Source organism: Klebsiella sp. RIT-PI-d (assembly GCF_001187865.1).
GTDB lineage: Bacteria > Pseudomonadota > Gammaproteobacteria > Enterobacterales > Enterobacteriaceae > Superficieibacter.
The window spans coordinates 1,562,093-1,579,693 of sequence record NZ_LGIT01000009.1 but is presented as its reverse complement, the minus strand read 5'-3'; the positions used below and the strand labels follow the sequence as shown (position 1 = coordinate 1,579,693).

Genomic DNA, 17,601 nt, shown 5'->3' with positions numbered 1-17,601 from the left:
TCGACCGCCGGGCTGGGCGTCCCTGCGGTTATCCGGTCCCGCAGAAACCGATAAACGCGCTATTTAACTTACCGCGGTAAGCCAGCCTGCAACAATAGAGAATTGCACGGCAATAACGGCCACACCACAGCTAAACACCAGCCAAAGTACTGGCTGGCCACCCGCGACGCGATAGCCTTGCTGTGGGTTATGCTTGCGGCTTTGCATCGTCAGCAGCGAAGGAATGATCAACGCCAGTACTGCCAGAGCAACGCCGGCATAACCCAGTGCCATCACAAAACCACGCGGATAAAACAGGGCAAATGCCAGCGGCGGCAGGAAAGTCAGGAGGCCCGTTTGCAGGCGTCCTGCCGGGGTGTTTGTACGCTGAAAAAGATCGGCCAGATAATCGAATAGCCCCAGCGCCACGCCGAGAAACGATGTCGCCAGCGCCAGGTCAGCAAATAAATGCACTGCCAGCTCGACATGGGGGGATGCCACCACGTCACGAATGGCCTGTAACAATCCGTTCAAACCGGCGTGTTGAGCAAGCAGGGCGGCAAAAGCGGAAGAGCCAATGCTACCCAGGGTTACCAGCTGCCAGAAAATATAGGCCACCAGGGGAATAAAGCTGCCGATCATAAATATCCGCCGCAGCTTTTTAACATCGCCACTCATATAGCTAATAATACTGGGCACGCTGCCGTGAAAGCCAAAAGAGGTAAAAATAACCGGAATGGCCGACAACGCCAGCCCTTTCTCCAGCGGCAGTGTAAGCAGGTTAACTTTATGGATATGCGGTAGCAGCAGTGCCAGCATGATAAGAAGAAAAAGCGTTTTGGCAGCAAACAGAAAGCGGTTAAAAAGATCGACCAGTGAAGTGCCGATACACACTACTGCGCCACCAACCAGCGTGAACAGCAATACACCCGCTGCCGGCGGAAGAGAAATATCAAACCAGCCGCTGAGACTGGACGCCAGTAATTCACCGGCTCCGCTTATATAGGCTGCCGTTAGCGCATACATCAAAAACAGCATACTAAAACCGGTAAGCCACTGACCGTAGCGTCCGAGGTAGCGTTGTGCCAGCGATCCGAGGCCCGTATCGGCCGGAACATGCTGATAGACTTCAAGCAACAATAAGGCGGTGTAACACATCAGCACCCATAGCCCGAAGAGTAACACCAGTGTTACAGGAAAGCCGGTACCTGCGGCCGCCAGCGGCATCGCCAGCATTCCGGCCCCTATCGTGGTACCTGCAACAATTAAAATACTACCCAGCGCGCGGTTTCTCACAAAATCCTCTACAAAATACGGTTTGCTAAGGTTAAATATGCCGCGCAGAGTATGTTAATTCATGGTGGTCGTCAAATCACTGTTACACGCTGTGTATTTAAATGTTTACGGTAGGTGTGGCAGGCAAGTGATGAAACCTGTCCTGGCGCAAAACAGTACCCGTTCGCTTTTATTATGCTGGATCTTTTCAGGAGAGGTTATGCCATCAGTCCACGGTCACGACGTACTCAATATGATGATTGAGTCTGGCGAGCGCTACAGTGCGGGGAGTCTTGAAGCCGCAATCATTACCCGTTTTGGAGAAACTACACGGTTTCATACCTGCTCGGCCAAGAATTTGACGGCCGGTGAGCTGGTAGCTTTTTTACAGCAAAAAGGCAAATTTATTGCGCTGCCGGAAGGATTTACTACCAACGAAAGTAAAATGTGCCGTCATTAATTCAGGGCCAGCATTCATGCTGGCCCTGACAATTAGTTTTGTGCATCAAGGGTGGAGAGTTCTTTATCAATAATATAAAGACCTTCACCGCTTTTGCCCGCCAGCGATAATTTATCGATTACCGATTTAAACAGTTTTTCTTCTTCATGCTGCTCAGCAACATACCATTGCAGGAAATTGAATGTAGGGTAATCCTGGCTGGTCATTGCCGCATGGGCGAGTTCGTTAATCCTGCTGCTGATAAGCTGTTCATGTTCATATGTGGCATGGAACAGATGATCCAGCGATTCATATTCAGCATAAGGAGAGGCAATATTATTAATGTGCGGCAGGCTGCCGGTGTCGGCAAGATAGTCAAATAACCGCTGCATATGGCCCATTTCTTCTTGTGCATGGCGACGCAGGAATGCGGCCGCACCTTCGAAGCTGTGGTAGCTGCACCACGCGCTCATCTGCTGATAAAGCAGAGAAGAATAAAGCTCAAGGTTCATTTGTTCATTTAGTTTTTCGATCATATCGGCTTTAAGCATGATTAGCTCCGTAATACACCCTGGATTATTAAGCCGCCACTATAATTTGTTATTTAATTATTTGCAAAAGGTTAAATAAAAAATAAATAAGTAAAATGCGAGCAAGAATAATACGCATTTGCGTTATTTAATATGCTGCGAAAAATAAGGGCCTGCTATAACAGGCCCTGAAAATACGGTATTTTTATTTATACCTGGCGACCGGGTTCAGGTGAATTACCAGTAGCTGACAACGGAATTTTGCGTGATGGCGACACCCCGGCAGAGGTACTGCAACGTGACTTTTTCATTCAGGCACAACGAACCGCTGGTAATGGTACAGGTCGTAATGGGCTGGCCATAAGCAACAGCCGTAGCGTATCCGGCCTGCTGGCACTGGCGCGTTGCCGTTCCCTGAGCAAGATAGAGATCGGTGGTCGCGGACTGAAGCATGGCCTGTCCGTAGGTTAAACGCACAATGCCGGTAGTCGTATCAACGGCGCTGACGTCAGCCTGTCGGTTTACCGAACAGCCCGCAAGCGTCAGCAGGGAAAAGATAAAGACGGCTTTATTCATTACGCGGTTCTGCTTAAGAGGGAGTCCGCCTATCCTAACGCGGGTACTCAGCGACAATCCGCGGAATAACCAGCGGATTTACGCCTAGTTGTGCCAACGGCGGCCATCAATCGGCCTGACTATCAAAAATTGCCTGGAAGCGGGTATGCTGTTGACGAAATAAGGCGACCAGTTGTGGGTCGAAATGATGACCGGCACCCTGAAATATCATTTCGCACGCGCGTTCGTGAGAGTAGCCCGGCTTATAAACGCGTTTTTGCCGCAGCGCATCATAAACATCCGCCAGTGCCAGAATACGTGCCTCAATGGGGATTTGTTCGCCGCGAAGACCTTCGGGATAGCCGCTGCCGTCCCACTTCTCATGGTGGAAATGGATGATGTTTTCAGCAACTGGCCCCAGGGCCAGTCCCTGAATAATGCGCCAGCCTTTCAGCGTATGCAGTTTCATTTCGCTAAACTCTTCCGTTGAGAGCGGTCCTTGCTTACGCAGAATCCGTTCCGGGACGGCGATTTTCCCGACGTCGTGCAGGGAGGCAAAATGGCCGATTTCACGTACTGTCCGCTTTGGTAACTTCAACTCCCGCGCCATCAGGGCGCAATACTGCGCAACACGATGAATATGGCTGCCGGTTTCATCATCATGAGCACGATTGACCTTTTCCATCGCCTCCACAATACTGCGGTTAACCGCCCGGTTTTGTTTCATCTGCCGCCACATCATAATAAGCAGACACAGGCTGAATAGCGCAGTAATTAACAGTACGATACTGATCATTTTGAAGGTGTTTTTCGTCAGTTCCGGCATCAGGGCTGGCTCTACATGCCGTTCAATCTGACTGCGAAAACTGGAGATACGGTGGATCTGCGCCAGTAAATGCTGCATGGGATGAACAGGATCGACCCACGGTCCAATCTCATAGTTATTACGTGTCAGACCGGCCACTTTAAGCACGCCGCGAAAAAGTTCATTACCGCGCAGTGAAAGCTCCAGCGAGCTGAGGTCGCCAAGGATATAATCTATTCGGTGATTTTCTATGGCATCCAGTAACTCTTCGACGGAAGCCGCATTAACAATAAAAATTTCATTACCAAAGCGCTGTCTGAGATAGAGTGCCGAGAATGAGCCGCGCAACACCCCCACACGCTGGTGACGAATCTGTTCTTCATCCCATAAGAAGGGCTGCCCGATACGGTTGTAATAGACATTATGCCAGGCCATCACCGGGCCGATCATACCGTCAGACTGACGATTGTCATTCGCGTTAAACAAATTGACCAGGCGAATCGGCCACTGCTGCTGCTGCATGTGCTGGACGTAATTATCAACGTAGTGAACATCGACCTCAACGTGCAGTAAATCGCGTATATCGTTGATCATGTCAACCACTGAGCCATGATATCCCTGCGCATCTTTCCAGATTAAAGGCGCAAAATTTTCACTTTTCGGCAGCCAGACGGTCAGTTTATTTTTTGCAAGCCACTGCTTTTCGTCAGCACTGAGTACGATTCGACTGAGTAAAAAATCGCGCCGCGTTTGATCTTCGAGCTGTTTAAGTTTCCCGTTACGTTGCCATTCACTGATAAGCTGATTGATATTATTGCGCAGACCGCGCAGTTCAGGACTGAATGCCAGTACTGCAGCAATACGTAAATCCGGGAAGGGACGCGAGATGGTGTAATAACGTAGCGTATCGTCCATTTCAGTGGCGTCATTAATATAAAAATCGGCCTTATTCTCACTCAGCAGGCGAAACGCGTCTTCGCTGGTGGTAACAAACTGCAGCTGGCTAAAATGCAGATCGGGATAGCGAATATGGACCTGATCCCAGGTAGCGTCGTTGCGGCGAAACACCACTCTCGTCTGGTTCAGCTCGTTGGCAGATGTCACGGTACGACTCAGGCTGGCAGCCAGCACTTCGTTGTCAAACAGGCGGGCAGACAGAATTTTAGTGCGCGCCCGGGCTTCAGTGCGGATCACTCCGGCATACAGACCGTAACGGTCGTGATTAAAATCCTGACTGATTTGATTCCCGCCGACAGGACGAATTTGCAGCTGGTAATGATATTTATCATTGATAGCCTGAATAAGTTGCGGATAAAACCCACGGTAATTGCCCTGACTATCGCGCCAAAACTCGTAGCTTGGAGCATCATAAATCCACACTGGGATGATCTCCTGTGCGGCGGCGGGCGGAGTCGGAACGGCTGCAAAAAGCGGCCCGATGCACAGCAGCGCCAGAAATAACCAGGTTCCGGGAAACAGAATATGTCGCAAAGGCGGGCTGTGCTGATCCACTCGGAGAGTCCTTGTTATCATTTTGTTGAATTTAAAGTCTAACCAACCCTTAAGCTGGCGAATAGAAATTTTTTGAATAAGTCAAAATCAGGCGTGGTAAAGCGCAGATGAGAAAAATGTGATGTCGTCTGTGAATTTTAAAACAATTTTTCATTAAATTTGAAAGTATGTTTATCTGCGAGTAGAGTTTAGAGCATATGACATCCACGCGGGGCGACTCGCGCAGCACTCAGGAGAGAACCAATGAAAATTGCACTGATGATGGAAAACAGCCAGGCGAGCAAAAACGCCGTCATCCTCAATGAATTAAACGCTGTTGCCGACGAGAAAAATTTCCCGGTTTATAACGTCGGAATGAGCGATGAGAACGACCATCATCTGACCTATATCCATCTGGGCATCATGGCCAGTATCCTGCTTAATGCAAAAGCCGTTGATTTCGTGGTTACCGGTTGTGGCACCGGGCAGGGCGCGCTGATGTCCCTGAATATTCATCCGGGTGTGGTTTGCGGTTACTGTATCGATCCTGCTGATGCGTTCCTGTTCGCACAAATCAACAACGGTAACGCGCTGGCGCTGCCTTTCGCCAAAGGTTTTGGCTGGGGTGCTGAACTGAACGTACGCTTTATTTTCGAAAAAGCGTTTACCGGGCGTACCGGAGAAGGCTATCCGCCGGAGCGTAAAGAGCCGCAGGTCCGTAACGCAGGCATTCTGAACCAGGTCAAAGCTGCCGTGGTGAAAGAAAATTATCTGGATACTCTGCGCGCTATCGATCCGGAACTGGTTAAAACGGCGGTTTCCGGCCCACGTTTCCAGCAGTGCTTCTTTGAAAACTGCCAGAACAAAGAGATTGAAGCGTTCGTACGCGGGATTATTGGTTAAGCCGGTAAGCTATTCTGCGCAGGGTACTGCACTGCGCGTTATTCAATACCCTGAGGCCAGCTTCAGCTGGCCTTATTAATTTCCTTTCTTCGAAACCGAACTCCCCGCCTCACGCGTTAGCCTCAACGTATCAACCATGCCTGCCAGACAAATCAGAGCGATAAAGACAAATGCCAGCCGGAAACTGATACCCGGCACTGCCGAGAGCGCCAGCCAGTCGCTGACGCGTTCACCCAGGCGAATACCAATCGCGCCGAGCGTGATGCCCAGCCCTACAGCCAGCTGCGTGGCGGTACTAAAAAGCGTATTTGCATAGCTCATCTGGCTGGAGGGCACATCAGCAAAAGCCAGCGTGCTGATGCCGGTAAACTGTATCGAACGGAAAACGCCGCCAAGATACAGGATTAGCAGAACCAACCAGATGGGGGTATCTGGGGTTAAAAAGGCGCAGGCAAGCAAAGCCAGCACATTCAGTATGCCGTTAAGCAGCAGCAGACGACGAAACCCGAGCCAGCGGATCAGCGGCGTGGTTGCCGGTTTTATTGTCAGGTTGCCGACAAACACGGCCAGCACCAGCGACCCGGCATGAAAGGGGTCCATGCCAAATCCGACCTGGAAAAGCAGCGGTAATAGAAAAGGAACGGTGCTGATAGAAGAGCGAAAAAGCGAGCCGCCATACATCGTGACGCGAAAGGTCGGGATCTGCAACGCATCGAGGCGGATCATCGGCCATGCGGCACGCCGAAAATGGCGCAGCGCATAAAAAGACGCTAGCGCGCCTGGTACCAACAGGGCAATGATGATTTCGGTCTGAATATGTTCTGCACCCAGCGCCTCCATAGCGTAAACAAGGCTGACCATCGCAATTGAGGTGGCGAGAAAGCCCGGCATATCGAAAGGCCGTCGTTCATCATCGCGAATGTCAGGAATAATCCGCAGCGAAAGGAAAATGGCGAGCAGGCCAATTGGCAGATTAATAAAGAAGATCCAGCGCCAGTCCGCATAGCTGGTGATAAAGCCTCCCAGCGGCGGGCCAATAATCGGCGCAACCAGCGCAGGCCAGGTCAGGGTGGCGATAGCGGTGATTAACTGGTGTTTTGGGGTGGTGCGCAGCACTGCCAGGCGACCGACCGGCACCATTAGCGCCCCGCCTGCGCCCTGAAAAATGCGCATGGCGACAAAGCTCTCTACGCTGGTCGCCAGTCCACATAATACCGATGCCAGCGTGAAGATAGCCAGCGCCACAGTGAACACCTTGCGTGCGCCAAAGCGATCGGCAATCCAGCCGCTGGCGGGGATCAATACGGCCAGGGTGATAAGATAGGCGCTGATACCAATATTCAGATCAACCGCGTCTACGCCGAATGATTTCCCCATATCAGGCAGGGCGGTTGCGATTACCGTGCCATCAAGGAACTCCATAAAAAATGCGCCAGCCACCAGCAGCGCAGCGGGGGATAAGCCACGTTTTTCCCTGTCGGTAAGAGATCCACTCATCGTATACCTGCCACCCTTAAAATAAATAATGCTGCGCTGCGGCGTTAACTTACCGTTTAAGCACAACTTTTTTTTAAAATTTTACCGATTCCGATAAAATTTATGTGATTTTTATCACGTTGTAGTTGATTTTTGTGACGCAGGTCATATTATAGGTATCAGAAAGTAACACCTGCATAACAAAAACCGGAGTCTATCAATGAAATTTCGCAAAATTCTGAAAAGCATGTTTGAAAACTACTGCAAAACCTTCAAAGACGTACCGCCTGGCGCTATGTTCTGATAAAAAAACCTGCCGCGGCAGGTTTTTTTATGTCCTGATTTCCCCTCTGACATTTCCGGACCTGTAAGGTACTATTACGTCCCTTAAATAAGGAGCGCAATATGTCCAATAATCTGAGTGCCGACCAGGAACTGGTCTCTGATATCGTAGCCTGCCAGCTGGTCATTAAACAAATTCTTGATGTCATCGAAATTATCGCTCCGGCAGAGGTGCGTGAAAAGATGTCCGCCCAGCTAAAAGCGATTGATTTCACCAGCCACCCTGCCGCCGCCGATCCGGTGACGTTGCGGGGTATTCAAAAAGCCATCGCGCTGATTGAGATGAAATTTACGCCGCAGGATGAAGCACATTGAGACAGGCCCGGCAGCGTATTGCCAGGCCATCAATGCATAAAGGATATCAGAAGAAAGTCTGCACCAGCAGATAGCTTGCGGCACAGGCACAGCTGACGCCGATTAATCCCGGCAGAATAAAGCTGTGGTTGATGATGAATTTACCAATTCGCGTCGTACCCGAGCGGTCAAATCCAATACAGGCGAGATCGCTTGGGTAGGTGGGTAGCACAAAGTAGCCGTAAGATGCCGGGAAGAAAGCAACCAGCATTTTCGGCTCTACGCCCAGCATTAGCCCCATCGGAGCCACCGCGGTTAGCGCAGCCGCCTGACTGTTCACCAGTTTTGATACCAGAAAAAGCACAATCGCATAGGTCCACGGATGCGTCTTAACGACTCCCTCAAGCGCCATTTTTAACTCCGTCAGGTGAGCCTGGAAGAAAGTGTCGCTCATCCACGCCACGCCAAAGACCGAGAAAATCGCTACCATCCCTGCCTTAAACACCGCGCCGTTGGAAATGGTGGTGGCATTTACGTTGCACACCATCAGCATAATGGCCCCGGCGATCAGCATCATCATCTGGATAGTCAGGTTCATTGACAGCGGGGTCAGCGTTCCTTTCAGGTCAAATGACGGACGCAGGCCGGGGATCGCGCCCAGAACCACGACGACAAGAATGCCGGTGAAAAAAATCCAGGTAGACCAGTATGCCTGGGGGGCGAACTGCTGATCCATCAGGGTATCGCTACTGCCGTAAATAAACTCGCGTTGCTTCGGATCTTTCAGCTTCTTCTGGAATTCTTCATCATCTTCAAGGTTTTTACCGCGACGAAGGCTCCACAGGGCAGCAATCGCCACGCCAAACAGCGAAGCGGGTACTGAGATAGCGAGGATTTGCAGAATGCCCCATGCCTGACCTACACCGTGATGCGCGCCAATGATAGACACCAGGGAAACCACCGCTACCGAGACCGGCGAAGCGGTAATGGCCATTTGCGATGCAATTGATGCTACCGCCATTGGGCGCTCAGGACGAATCCCCTTTTTTAACGCGATGTCCGCAATAATGGGAAACATGGTGTAAACCACGTGTCCAGTGCCGCATAAAAACGTCAGCGACCAGGTGGTGAAGGGGGCCAGCAGAGTAATATGCTGGGGATGTTTACGCAGCAAACGCTCCGCAAATTGCATCATGACGTTAAGCCCACCCGCCGTTTGCAGCGTGGCGGCGCAGCCGATCACCGCAAGGATGGTCAGCATAACGTCAACCGGCGGTTTACCCGGCTGCAGGCCAAAAACAAATGTCAGGATAAAAAGGCCAATCCCGCTAATTAAACCCAGTCCCATCCCACCAAAACGCGTGCCGACCAGCAGGCAAAGAATAATGACTATGAACTCAAGGGTAATCATGTCGCACCTTTTGCAAATTCATCAGATGCATTAAATCATTGCATTTTGTAAGCCTACTCAATGAGAGGTAGATCTAATTTATAAAATGTTAACAAAAACAGAATATTACAAACATATTATTAACATTTTAGTGATGGGATGCGGCTTACGCCAGAAAAAGGGTGCCTGAAAGTAGGTGCCCCGAGACTGATGCACGGGGCGGGAGCGATCAGCGCTGCTGAAAATTAACCACGTTTAATAAATGACCGTCCGTCTGCTCCATTTTCAGGCCCGCATGCGCGGCATTGCGCACCTCCTCAGATATAGTACGCAGCAACAAACCGTGTTCTTCACGTTCGCTTTCAATCTGGACTAAAAAGGCCAGCGTAGTGTCATCATTAAGCGCCCGGACCTCGCAGAGTAATTGTGCCAGCGTTTCACTACGATGCTGAAAATCGTTGATCGTCTGGGAGAACAGATCGTCGAGATTAGCACACGGCACTTCAATCAATGGCGGGGGAGCGACGACCGGATTTGCGCCCGCCTTTTTCATAAAATCGAAAATGCGCATCATGCGGGTCACGTTGATCTGCGCCTGCGAGCGCAGGAAAATGGCGGTGCCGGTCAGATGACGTTTTGCACACCACTCACTCAGGCGCAGGTAGCGATTCGACGCGGTATATTCGAGATTCATCTGGGCGTTGAGTTGTTGAACCATTGCTGAAGCAGTCATACCAATGTCCTTATTACCAGAGAAGAGAGTCATGCACCCATCACATTCGCATCACTCATATAAGCAATGTCTGCATATCAGGCATGTGCCACCACTACACACACCACCATAATAAATTTCTGTTAGCGATGTATGTGATCGTGGGTTAATTTTCCGTAATTACGGCAAAAATAATATAACCCGCATGAATGCAAGGAAAGGCTAAATATCATCTGTTCATTATTGGTTACAACTTCTTTAAAAGGATGAGATATCAAATTAAAATATTATCCATTCTAGTAAGTATCTGTTTTTGATAATAAAAACGGTATTTCGATATGGTTGAAATTAAATTCCACGGCGCGTACTATTCTGTTGAGAATGAGCGCTAATACTATTGGCTATACATATCATCCCGGCAGCAAAGGGAATGAGAGGACATTTTAAGCATAAATTGCGCCAGATCATTTTTATTCTTCCAGAGCATTCGTCTTCAGACGTGAATCATTGTACCGAAACGTCTGATGCGCGTTTAAGCATTCGCAGATGTATTTAATGGAGTAAATAATGAAGAAAGTTGCTGTACTGTTGGCTCACGGTTTCGAAGAAGCGGAAGCCATTGTTACCATCGATATTTTGCGCCGTCTGAATATTGAGGTAGAAACTCTGGCCTGCGCCGAATCCCGGGCCGTCGTCAGTTATCACGCTATTCCGATGGTCGCCGACGCGACACTCGCAGAGCGTCTGAATGTGCGTTATGACGCCGTGGTATTACCCGGTGGTCCACAAGGCAGCGTTAATCTGGCGGCCAGCGAAGAGGTAGTGGCATTTGTTATCGCCCACGATGACGCCGGAAAACTGATTTGTCCTGTGTGTTCTGCCGCCGCCCGGGTGCTCGGCAAACATGGCCTGCTTAAAGGCCGCCGTTATGTCTGCTCCGGTGATTTATGGCAATCGATATCCGATGGCGAGTATATCGATGCACCCGTCGTTGAAGATGGCAATCTCATTAGCGGTAAAGGGCTGGGCCTGATTTTCGACTTTGCGTTTACGGTTGCCGCTCGTTTGCAGGGTGATGACGCCCCCGCACGCGAGCACGCTGACCATATTTACTACTGCTGGTAGTTGTAGCCCCGGATGTTTCAGCATCCGGGATAAGGATAAGTACGCCGGGGATATAGACTATCCTGTCACTCTCACCGCCAATTGTCTGACAAACCCACGCCGCTTTATGTCATTACCTGCTGAATATATGTACGCAATAACTGTAATTCTGCGATGTGATGGCGCTCTCCTATGGAGAATTAATTTCCCGCTATTAATGTTCCAGCCAATGCATCATTCACGTCCTGAATGCTAATGCGTTGTTTTATGTCCGATAAAAAATGTCGAATCCGAATCAAACCTACATAAAAGAATGTTGACGCTGGAGTTTAACATGCACAAATTCACCAAAGCACTGGCGGCCATTGGACTGGCTGCGATTATGTCACAATCGGCTATTGCAGAATCCATGAAGCTGGGTTTCCTGGTGAAACAGCCAGAAGAGCCGTGGTTTCAGACCGAGTGGAAGTTTGCCGATAAAGCCGGAAAAGAGTTGGGATTTGAAGTAATTAAAATTGCCGTTCCCGACGGTGAGAAAACCCTTAATGCCATCGACAGTCTGGCGGCAAGCGGCGTAAAAGGCTTTGTGATTTGTACCCCCGATCCCAAACTTGGCTCTGCTATCGTGGCCAAAGCCCGTGGCTATGACATGAAAGTCATTGCGGTGGACGATCAGTTTGTCACGGCCAAAGGCAAGCCCATGGAAAGCGTACCGCTGGTAATGATGGCGGCGAGCGAGATTGGTGCCCGTCAGGGGCAGGAGCTGTTTAAAGAGATGCAAAAACGCGGCTGGGATGTGAAAGAAACCGGCGTTATGGCTATCACCGCTAACGAGCTGGATACCGCCCGTCGCCGCACGTCAGGCTCCATGGATGCCCTGAAAGCCGCAGGGTTCCCGGAAAAGCAAATTTATCAGGTTCCTACCAAATCGAACGATATCCCCGGCGCGTTTGATGCGGGCAACTCCCTGCTGGTGCAGCACCCGGAAGTTAAACACTGGCTGATTGTTGGCATGAATGATAACACCGTCCTCGGCGGCGTACGGGCAACAGAAGGTCAGGGATTCAAAGCGCCTGATGTCATCGGTATCGGCATTAATGGTGTGGATGCGGTGAGCGAACTGTCTAAAAATCAGCAAACCGGCTTCTTTGGATCGCTGCTGCCAAGCCCGGATATTCACGGTTATAAAACCAGCGAAATGCTCTACAACTGGGTAGAGAAGGGCGTGGAGCCGCCGAAATTTACCGCCGTCACTGACGTTGTACTGATTACCCGCGACAACTTCAAAGAAGAGCTGGCGAAGAAAGGTCTTTAATCGATTTCAGTCAACCATGATTATGCCCCTCTTTTCTGACGGAGGGGCTGTTGACGTACCACTATGAATGGCGGAGTCGTTATGCAGCAGTCTACCCCTTATCTCTCCTTTCGCGGCATCAGTAAAACCTTTCCCGGCGTTAAGGCACTCTCTGACATTAGCTTTGATTGCTATGCCGGACAGATCCACGCTCTGATGGGGGAAAATGGCGCCGGGAAATCCACCCTGCTGAAAATTCTGAGCGGAAACTATGCCCCAACCGGCGGCACGCTGGCGCTGCAGGGAAAGGATGTCACCTTTGCCGATACGCCTGCTGCGCTCAATGCTGGCGTGGCCATTATTTACCAGGAGCTGCATTTGATCCCGGAAATGACCGTGGCAGAAAATATCTACCTTGGACAGCTTCCGCATAAAGGCGGCATCGTAAATCGTTCATTACTTAATTATGAAGCCCGTCTGCAACTGGAACATTTAGGTCTGGATATCGATCCGCAAACGCCGCTCAAGTATCTGTCTATTGGCCAGTGGCAAATGGTGGAAATTGCCAAGGCGCTGGCACGCAATGCCAAAGTGATTGCATTTGATGAGCCGACCAGCTCGCTGTCGGCACGTGAAATCGACAATCTGTTTCGGGTGATCCGCGAATTACGTAAAGAAGGTCGGGTCATCATCTATGTCTCGCACCGTATGGAGGAGATTTTTGCCCTCAGCGATGCGATTACCGTATTTAAAGACGGCCGCTACGTTTGTACGTTCACCGACATGCAAGAGGTGAATCACGATGCGCTGGTTCAGGCGATGGTAGGGCGTAATCTGGGCGATATCTACGGCTGGCAGCCACGTGAATATGGTCCCGAACGTTTACGTCTGGAGGCGGTAAAAGCGCCGGGCGTAAGAATGCCGATCAGCCTGTCGGTGCGCAGCGGAGAAATTGTAGGTTTATTTGGGCTGGTGGGGGCCGGGCGCAGTGAATTAATGAAGGGGTTATTTGGCGGTACCCGCATTACCGGCGGTCAGGTGTATATTGATGGTCAACCGCTTTCCATCGAAAAACCGTCGCAGGCCATTCAGGCAGGCATGATGCTCTGCCCGGAGGATCGTAAGGCCGAAGGGATTATTCCGGTTCACTCGGTACGCGACAATATCAATATCAGCGCGCGACGTAAGCATATTCGCGCGGGCTGCGTTATCAACAATGCCTGGGAAGCGCGCAACGCTGAACACCATATCCAGTCTCTGAATATCAAAACGCCCGGTGCCGAACAGTTGATCATGAACCTCTCCGGGGGAAATCAGCAGAAAGCGATCCTTGGACGCTGGCTGTCCGAAGAGATGAAGGTCATTCTGCTCGACGAGCCAACGCGCGGTATTGATGTTGGCGCGAAGCATGAAATCTATAACGTGATCTATGCCCTGGCTGCCTCCGGCGTGGCAGTTCTCTTTGCCTCAAGCGATCTCCCTGAAGTGCTGGGCGTTGCGGATCGCATTGTCGTCATGCGGGAAGGGGAGATAGCTGGCGAGCTGTTACATCATGAAGCCAAAGAACAGCAGGCTCTCAGCCTTGCAATGCCTAAAGTTAGCCAGGCCGTGGCCTGAGAAGGAGTAGAACATGTCATCTTTTACCACTACTGGCGCATCTAAGTCGTCAATGAGTATCGGGCGGATTTGGGATCAGTACGGCATGTTGGTTGTGTTTGCCGTGGTATTTCTGGCCTGCGCCATTTTTGTACCTAATTTTGCCTCCTTTATTAATATGAAAGGGCTGGGACTGGCTATCTCCATGTCCGGGATGGTGGCCTGCGGGATGCTATTCTGCCTGGCGTCCGGCGACTTCGATCTCTCCGTCGCTTCAGTCATTGCCTGCGCGGGCGTCACCACGGCGGTGGTCATCAACATGACCGAAAGTCTGTGGATGGGCGTATTTGCCGGTCTGATGCTCGGAGTTATCTGCGGTCTGGTAAACGGTTTTGTCATCGCGAAACTGAAAATCAACGCCCTGATCACCACCCTGGCGACCATGCAAATTGTCCGCGGCCTGGCCTACATTATTTCTGACGGTAAAGCGGTGGGTATTGAGGACGAGCGTTTTTTTGCCCTGGGCTACGCTAACTGGCTGGGTCTGCCTGCACCAATCTGGTTAACCGTCGGCTGTCTGATTATCTTTGGCCTGCTGCTCAACAAAACCACGTTTGGGCGTAATACGCTGGCTATCGGGGGTAATGAAGAAGCTGCGCGTCTGGCCGGGGTGCCGGTAGTGCGCACCAAAATCATCATCTTTATACTCTCAGGTCTGGTCTCTGCCGCCGCAGGGATTATTCTCGCATCGCGTATGACCAGCGGACAGCCGATGACCTCTATCGGTTATGAACTCATTGTTATCTCTGCCTGCGTGCTGGGAGGGGTATCGTTGAAGGGGGGGATCGGCAAAATCTCTTATGTCGTAGCGGGAATACTGATCCTCGGTACGGTGGAGAACGCCATGAACCTGCTGAACATCTCGCCATTTTCGCAATACGTCGTCCGCGGGCTAATTCTACTGGCAGCGGTTATCTTTGACCGCTACAAACAGAAAGCTAAGCGTAGCGTGTGATAAAAATTCACTAACTTTTAAGTCTATCTCTAACCTGACGCCAGCGGCCACTCCCGCTGGCGTTTTCAATTCAAAATGGCGAGGCTGGTCACACTGTCTATACTTACATGGCTAACGTTTGATTAATTACCCGTATTGGGATGTAAATGTAAGGAGGAAATCAGGGTGGCTGACCAGTTATCTTTACCGCCTGTACTTAAAGGAAATCACGCCTGGTTCTTTGACCTCGATGGTACTCTCGCTGAAATCAAACCGCATCCGGACCAGGTTATGCTTATCCCTGCAATCCGTAATACCCTGCAACGACTCGCCGTGCAGACTGACGGTGCTGTGGCTCTCGTATCCGGACGCGCTATGGACGAGCTGGATGCGCTGGCCAGTCCGTTACATTTTCCACTGGCGGGCGTTCACGGTGCCCAGCGACGCGATTTTCAGGGCAAAACGCATACGGTCGAACTGCCGGCTGATTTAGTGCGGACATTACACGATCAATTAACCACCGCGCTGGCCGTCATGCCGGGCTGTGAGCTGGAAGCGAAAGGCATGGCCTTTGCGCTGCATTATCGTCAGGCGCCACAATACGAAGAACGTATTATGGCGCTGGCGCAGGGTATCGTCGGGCTTTATCCGCAGCTGGGGCTTCAGCCGGGTAAGTGCGTCGTCGAACTCAAACCGCAGGGGATCAGTAAAGGTGAAGCAATTGCTGCCTTTATGCAGGAAGCACCCTTTCGCGGCAGAACGCCGGTATTTATTGGTGACGATCTCACTGACGAAGCCGGATTTCGGGTGGTTAACCAGCTAAACGGGGTTTCCATCAAAGTAGGTCCGGGGGCAACCCAGGCGCAGTGGCGTCTGGCGACGGTCCCCGATGTTCATCGGTGGCTTCAAACGAATGCTGATAACCAACAATTACAAGAAAAAGCGCTAACAGACAGGAGAGATGGCCATGAGTCGCTTAGTCGTAGTATCTAATCGTATTGCCCCACCTGATGATAAGAAAGCCAGCGCCGGTGGCCTGGCGGTAGGGGTGCTCGGTGCATTAAAAGCCGCAGGCGGCCTGTGGTTTGGCTGGAGTGGTGAGGTCGGTAATGAAGAAGAGCCTGTTAAGACCGTCAGTAAGGGCAATATTACCTGGGCCTCTTTTAATCTGAGCGAACAAGATTATGAGCACTATTACAGCCAGTTCTCTAATGCGGTTCTGTGGCCGGCGTTTCACTATCGTCTCGATCTGGTCAGTTTCCAGCGGGAAGCCTGGGAAGGATACCAGCGCGTCAACTCTCTGCTCGCTGACAAGCTGGTGCCGCTGGTGAAAAAGGACGATACCCTATGGGTCCATGATTATCATCTGCTGCCTTTTGCCAGCGAGCTGCGTAAAAGAAACGTCCACAATCTGGTCGGTTTCTTCCTGCACATTCCGTTCCCGACGCCGGAAATTTTTAATGCGTTGCCGCCCAATGCTGAACTGCTGGAACAGCTGTGCGATTACGACCTGCTGGGTTTCCAGACGGAAAACGATCGTCTCGCATTTCTGGAAAGCGTAGCGGCACAGACGCGTCTGACGACCCGTGACGGCAAGTTTCATACGGCGTGGGGCAAAAACTTCCGTACCGAAGTGTACCCGATTGGTATTGAGCCTGAAGAGATTGCCCGTCAGGCCACCGGTCCGCTTCCGCCAAAACTGGCGCAGCTCAAAAGTGAACTGAAGAGTGTTAAAAACATTTTTTCCGTTGAGCGTCTGGACTATTCCAAAGGCTTGCCGGAGCGCTTCATGGCCTATGAAACGTTACTGGAAAAGTACCCGGAGCATCATGGCAAAATACGCTATACCCAAATCGCGCCCACGTCGCGCGGTGAAGTGCAGGCGTATCAGGATATTCGGCATCAGCTTGAGAGTCTGGCCGGGCGCATCAATGGTCAGTACGGGCAACTGGGCTGGACGCCGCTGTTCTACCTGAACCAGCATTTTGACCGCAAATTATTGATGAAAATTTTCCGCTATTCAGATGTAGGACTGGTCACGCCGCTGCGTGACGGGATGAACCTGGTGGCAAAAGAGTACGTTGCGGCTCAGGACCCGCAGGATCCGGGGGTTCTGGTTCTGTCACAGTTTGCCGGGGCGGCGAATGAACTGACCTCAGCGCTGATCGTGAATCCTTACGATCGTGATGATGTGGCAACAGCGCTTAACCGGGCGCTCACCATGCCGCTGGCCGAGCGTATTTCACGCCATGCCGAAATGATGGATGTTATTCGTGACAATGATATCAACCACTGGCAGGAGAGGTTTATCCGCGACCTAAAGCAGATAGCGCCACGCAGTGACGCGAGTCAACTTCAGCATAAAGTGGCGACTTTCCCGAAACTGGCCTGATCCCTGGCGCGCACATCGTGCCCGGCCGCA

At 51.1% G+C, this 17,601-nt stretch carries 17 protein-coding genes; 10 read left to right on the top strand and 7 right to left on the bottom strand.

What is annotated here, in order from left to right:
- Window positions 1–63 precede the first annotated feature (63 nt).
- Entirely contained in the window at window positions 64–1,275 is a 1,212-nt protein-coding gene (tyrP, locus tag AC791_RS13860; protein ID WP_049841002.1) for a tyrosine transporter TyrP, read from the bottom strand.
- 199 nt (window positions 1,276–1,474) lie between these two features.
- Here tyrP and AC791_RS13855 point away from each other — a divergent pair, with 199 nt between their 5' ends.
- A complete protein-coding gene (locus tag AC791_RS13855; protein WP_049841641.1) occupies window positions 1,475–1,714 on the top strand; it encodes a YecH family metal-binding protein in 240 nt (79 codons plus the stop codon).
- A gap of 32 nt (window positions 1,715–1,746) precedes the next feature.
- On the opposite strand, the gene ftnA is transcribed toward AC791_RS13855, so the two are convergent.
- The 3 genes from ftnA to AC791_RS13840 form a co-directional block, all read right to left on the bottom strand.
- Window positions 1,747–2,244: a non-heme ferritin gene (gene ftnA / locus AC791_RS13850; protein ID WP_049841001.1), complete on the bottom strand. Its 498-nt coding sequence runs from the start codon at window positions 2,242–2,244 to the stop codon at window positions 1,747–1,749.
- Window positions 2,245–2,460: 216 nt separating this feature from the next.
- Entirely contained in the window at window positions 2,461–2,799 is a 339-nt protein-coding gene (gene yecR, locus AC791_RS13845) for a YecR family lipoprotein (RefSeq protein ID WP_049841000.1), read from the bottom strand.
- 106 nt (window positions 2,800–2,905) lie between these two features.
- Window positions 2,906–5,095, bottom strand: a complete 2,190-nt coding sequence (locus tag AC791_RS13840; RefSeq protein ID WP_228136900.1) for an HD domain-containing phosphohydrolase — start codon at window positions 5,093–5,095, stop codon at window positions 2,906–2,908.
- Window positions 5,096–5,338: 243 nt separating this feature from the next.
- On the opposite strand from AC791_RS13840, the gene AC791_RS13835 reads away from it, so the two are divergent.
- The gene (locus AC791_RS13835) at window positions 5,339–5,977 is read left to right on the top strand and encodes an RpiB/LacA/LacB family sugar-phosphate isomerase (RefSeq protein ID WP_049840999.1); all 639 of its coding nucleotides are present in this window, start codon (window positions 5,339–5,341) and stop codon (window positions 5,975–5,977) included.
- Between the two features lie 75 nt (window positions 5,978–6,052).
- Here AC791_RS13835 and AC791_RS13830 read toward each other — a convergent pair whose 3' ends face one another.
- Complete coding sequence (locus tag AC791_RS13830) at window positions 6,053–7,474, bottom strand: MFS transporter (protein ID WP_049840998.1); 1,422 nt, start codon at window positions 7,472–7,474, stop codon at window positions 6,053–6,055.
- 199 nt (window positions 7,475–7,673) lie between these two features.
- On the opposite strand from AC791_RS13830, the gene azuC reads away from it, so the two are divergent.
- Window positions 7,674–7,757: a stress response protein AzuC gene (gene azuC / locus AC791_RS20415; RefSeq protein WP_103676150.1), complete on the top strand. Its 84-nt coding sequence runs from the start codon at window positions 7,674–7,676 to the stop codon at window positions 7,755–7,757.
- 101 nt (window positions 7,758–7,858) lie between these two features.
- A complete protein-coding gene (locus AC791_RS13825) occupies window positions 7,859–8,110 on the top strand; it encodes a DUF2766 family protein (RefSeq protein ID WP_049840997.1) in 252 nt (83 codons plus the stop codon).
- Window positions 8,111–8,156: 46 nt separating this feature from the next.
- On the opposite strand, the gene AC791_RS13820 is transcribed toward AC791_RS13825, so the two are convergent.
- Together AC791_RS13820 and AC791_RS13815 are read right to left on the bottom strand one after the other, a co-directional pair.
- Window positions 8,157–9,500: an anaerobic C4-dicarboxylate transporter gene (locus tag AC791_RS13820; RefSeq protein WP_049840996.1), complete on the bottom strand. Its 1,344-nt coding sequence runs from the start codon at window positions 9,498–9,500 to the stop codon at window positions 8,157–8,159.
- 208 nt (window positions 9,501–9,708) lie between these two features.
- Window positions 9,709–10,212 carry a non-heme ferritin-like protein gene (locus AC791_RS13815; protein ID WP_049840995.1) on the bottom strand — a complete coding sequence of 168 codons (504 nt, stop codon included), beginning with the start codon at window positions 10,210–10,212 and terminating at the stop codon, window positions 9,709–9,711.
- A 546-nt stretch (window positions 10,213–10,758) separates the two neighbouring features.
- Here AC791_RS13815 and AC791_RS13810 point away from each other — a divergent pair.
- The 6 genes from AC791_RS13810 (at window position 10,759) to otsA (ending at window position 17,571) form a co-directional block, all read left to right on the top strand.
- On the top strand, window positions 10,759–11,316 hold the full coding sequence (locus tag AC791_RS13810; RefSeq protein ID WP_049840994.1) for a DJ-1/PfpI family protein: 558 nt from the start codon (window positions 10,759–10,761) through the stop codon (window positions 11,314–11,316).
- A gap of 313 nt (window positions 11,317–11,629) precedes the next feature.
- Window positions 11,630–12,610, top strand: coding sequence for an arabinose ABC transporter substrate-binding protein (locus AC791_RS13805; RefSeq protein WP_049840993.1), 981 nt, complete (start codon window positions 11,630–11,632; stop codon window positions 12,608–12,610).
- Window positions 12,611–12,691: 81 nt separating this feature from the next.
- Entirely contained in the window at window positions 12,692–14,206 is a 1,515-nt protein-coding gene (gene araG, locus AC791_RS13800; RefSeq protein ID WP_049840992.1) for an L-arabinose ABC transporter ATP-binding protein AraG, read from the top strand.
- A 13-nt stretch (window positions 14,207–14,219) separates the two neighbouring features.
- A complete protein-coding gene (gene araH, locus AC791_RS13795; protein WP_049840991.1) occupies window positions 14,220–15,200 on the top strand; it encodes an L-arabinose ABC transporter permease AraH in 981 nt (326 codons plus the stop codon).
- A 165-nt stretch (window positions 15,201–15,365) separates the two neighbouring features.
- Entirely contained in the window at window positions 15,366–16,172 is an 807-nt protein-coding gene (gene otsB / locus AC791_RS13790) for a trehalose-phosphatase (RefSeq protein WP_049840990.1), read from the top strand.
- Window positions 16,147–17,571, top strand: coding sequence for an alpha,alpha-trehalose-phosphate synthase (otsA, locus tag AC791_RS13785; protein WP_049840989.1), 1,425 nt, complete (start codon window positions 16,147–16,149; stop codon window positions 17,569–17,571). The genes otsB and otsA overlap by 26 nt, the downstream gene beginning before the upstream one ends.
- Window positions 17,572–17,601 lie beyond the last annotated feature (30 nt).

Excerpts from the sequence above, each read along its gene's own strand:
- AC791_RS13855 (WP_049841641.1), top strand. The coding sequence starts at position 1,475 with ATGCCATCAGTCCACGGTCACGACGTACTCAATATGATGATTGAGTCT.
- ftnA (WP_049841001.1), bottom strand. The coding sequence starts at position 2,244 with ATGCTTAAAGCCGATATGATCGAAAAACTAAATGAACAAATGAACCTT.
- yecR (WP_049841000.1), bottom strand. The coding sequence starts at position 2,799 with ATGAATAAAGCCGTCTTTATCTTTTCCCTGCTGACGCTTGCGGGCTGT.
- AC791_RS13835 (WP_049840999.1), top strand. The coding sequence starts at position 5,339 with ATGAAAATTGCACTGATGATGGAAAACAGCCAGGCGAGCAAAAACGCC.
- AC791_RS13830 (WP_049840998.1), bottom strand. The coding sequence starts at position 7,474 with ATGAGTGGATCTCTTACCGACAGGGAAAAACGTGGCTTATCCCCCGCT.
- azuC (WP_103676150.1), top strand. The coding sequence starts at position 7,674 with ATGAAATTTCGCAAAATTCTGAAAAGCATGTTTGAAAACTACTGCAAA.
- AC791_RS13825 (WP_049840997.1), top strand. The coding sequence starts at position 7,859 with ATGTCCAATAATCTGAGTGCCGACCAGGAACTGGTCTCTGATATCGTA.
- AC791_RS13820 (WP_049840996.1), bottom strand. The coding sequence starts at position 9,500 with ATGATTACCCTTGAGTTCATAGTCATTATTCTTTGCCTGCTGGTCGGC.
- AC791_RS13815 (WP_049840995.1), bottom strand. The coding sequence starts at position 10,212 with ATGACTGCTTCAGCAATGGTTCAACAACTCAACGCCCAGATGAATCTC.
- AC791_RS13810 (WP_049840994.1), top strand. The coding sequence starts at position 10,759 with ATGAAGAAAGTTGCTGTACTGTTGGCTCACGGTTTCGAAGAAGCGGAA.
- AC791_RS13805 (WP_049840993.1), top strand. The coding sequence starts at position 11,630 with ATGCACAAATTCACCAAAGCACTGGCGGCCATTGGACTGGCTGCGATT.
- araG (WP_049840992.1), top strand. The coding sequence starts at position 12,692 with ATGCAGCAGTCTACCCCTTATCTCTCCTTTCGCGGCATCAGTAAAACC.
- araH (WP_049840991.1), top strand. The coding sequence starts at position 14,220 with ATGTCATCTTTTACCACTACTGGCGCATCTAAGTCGTCAATGAGTATC.
- otsA (WP_049840989.1), top strand. The coding sequence starts at position 16,147 with ATGAGTCGCTTAGTCGTAGTATCTAATCGTATTGCCCCACCTGATGAT.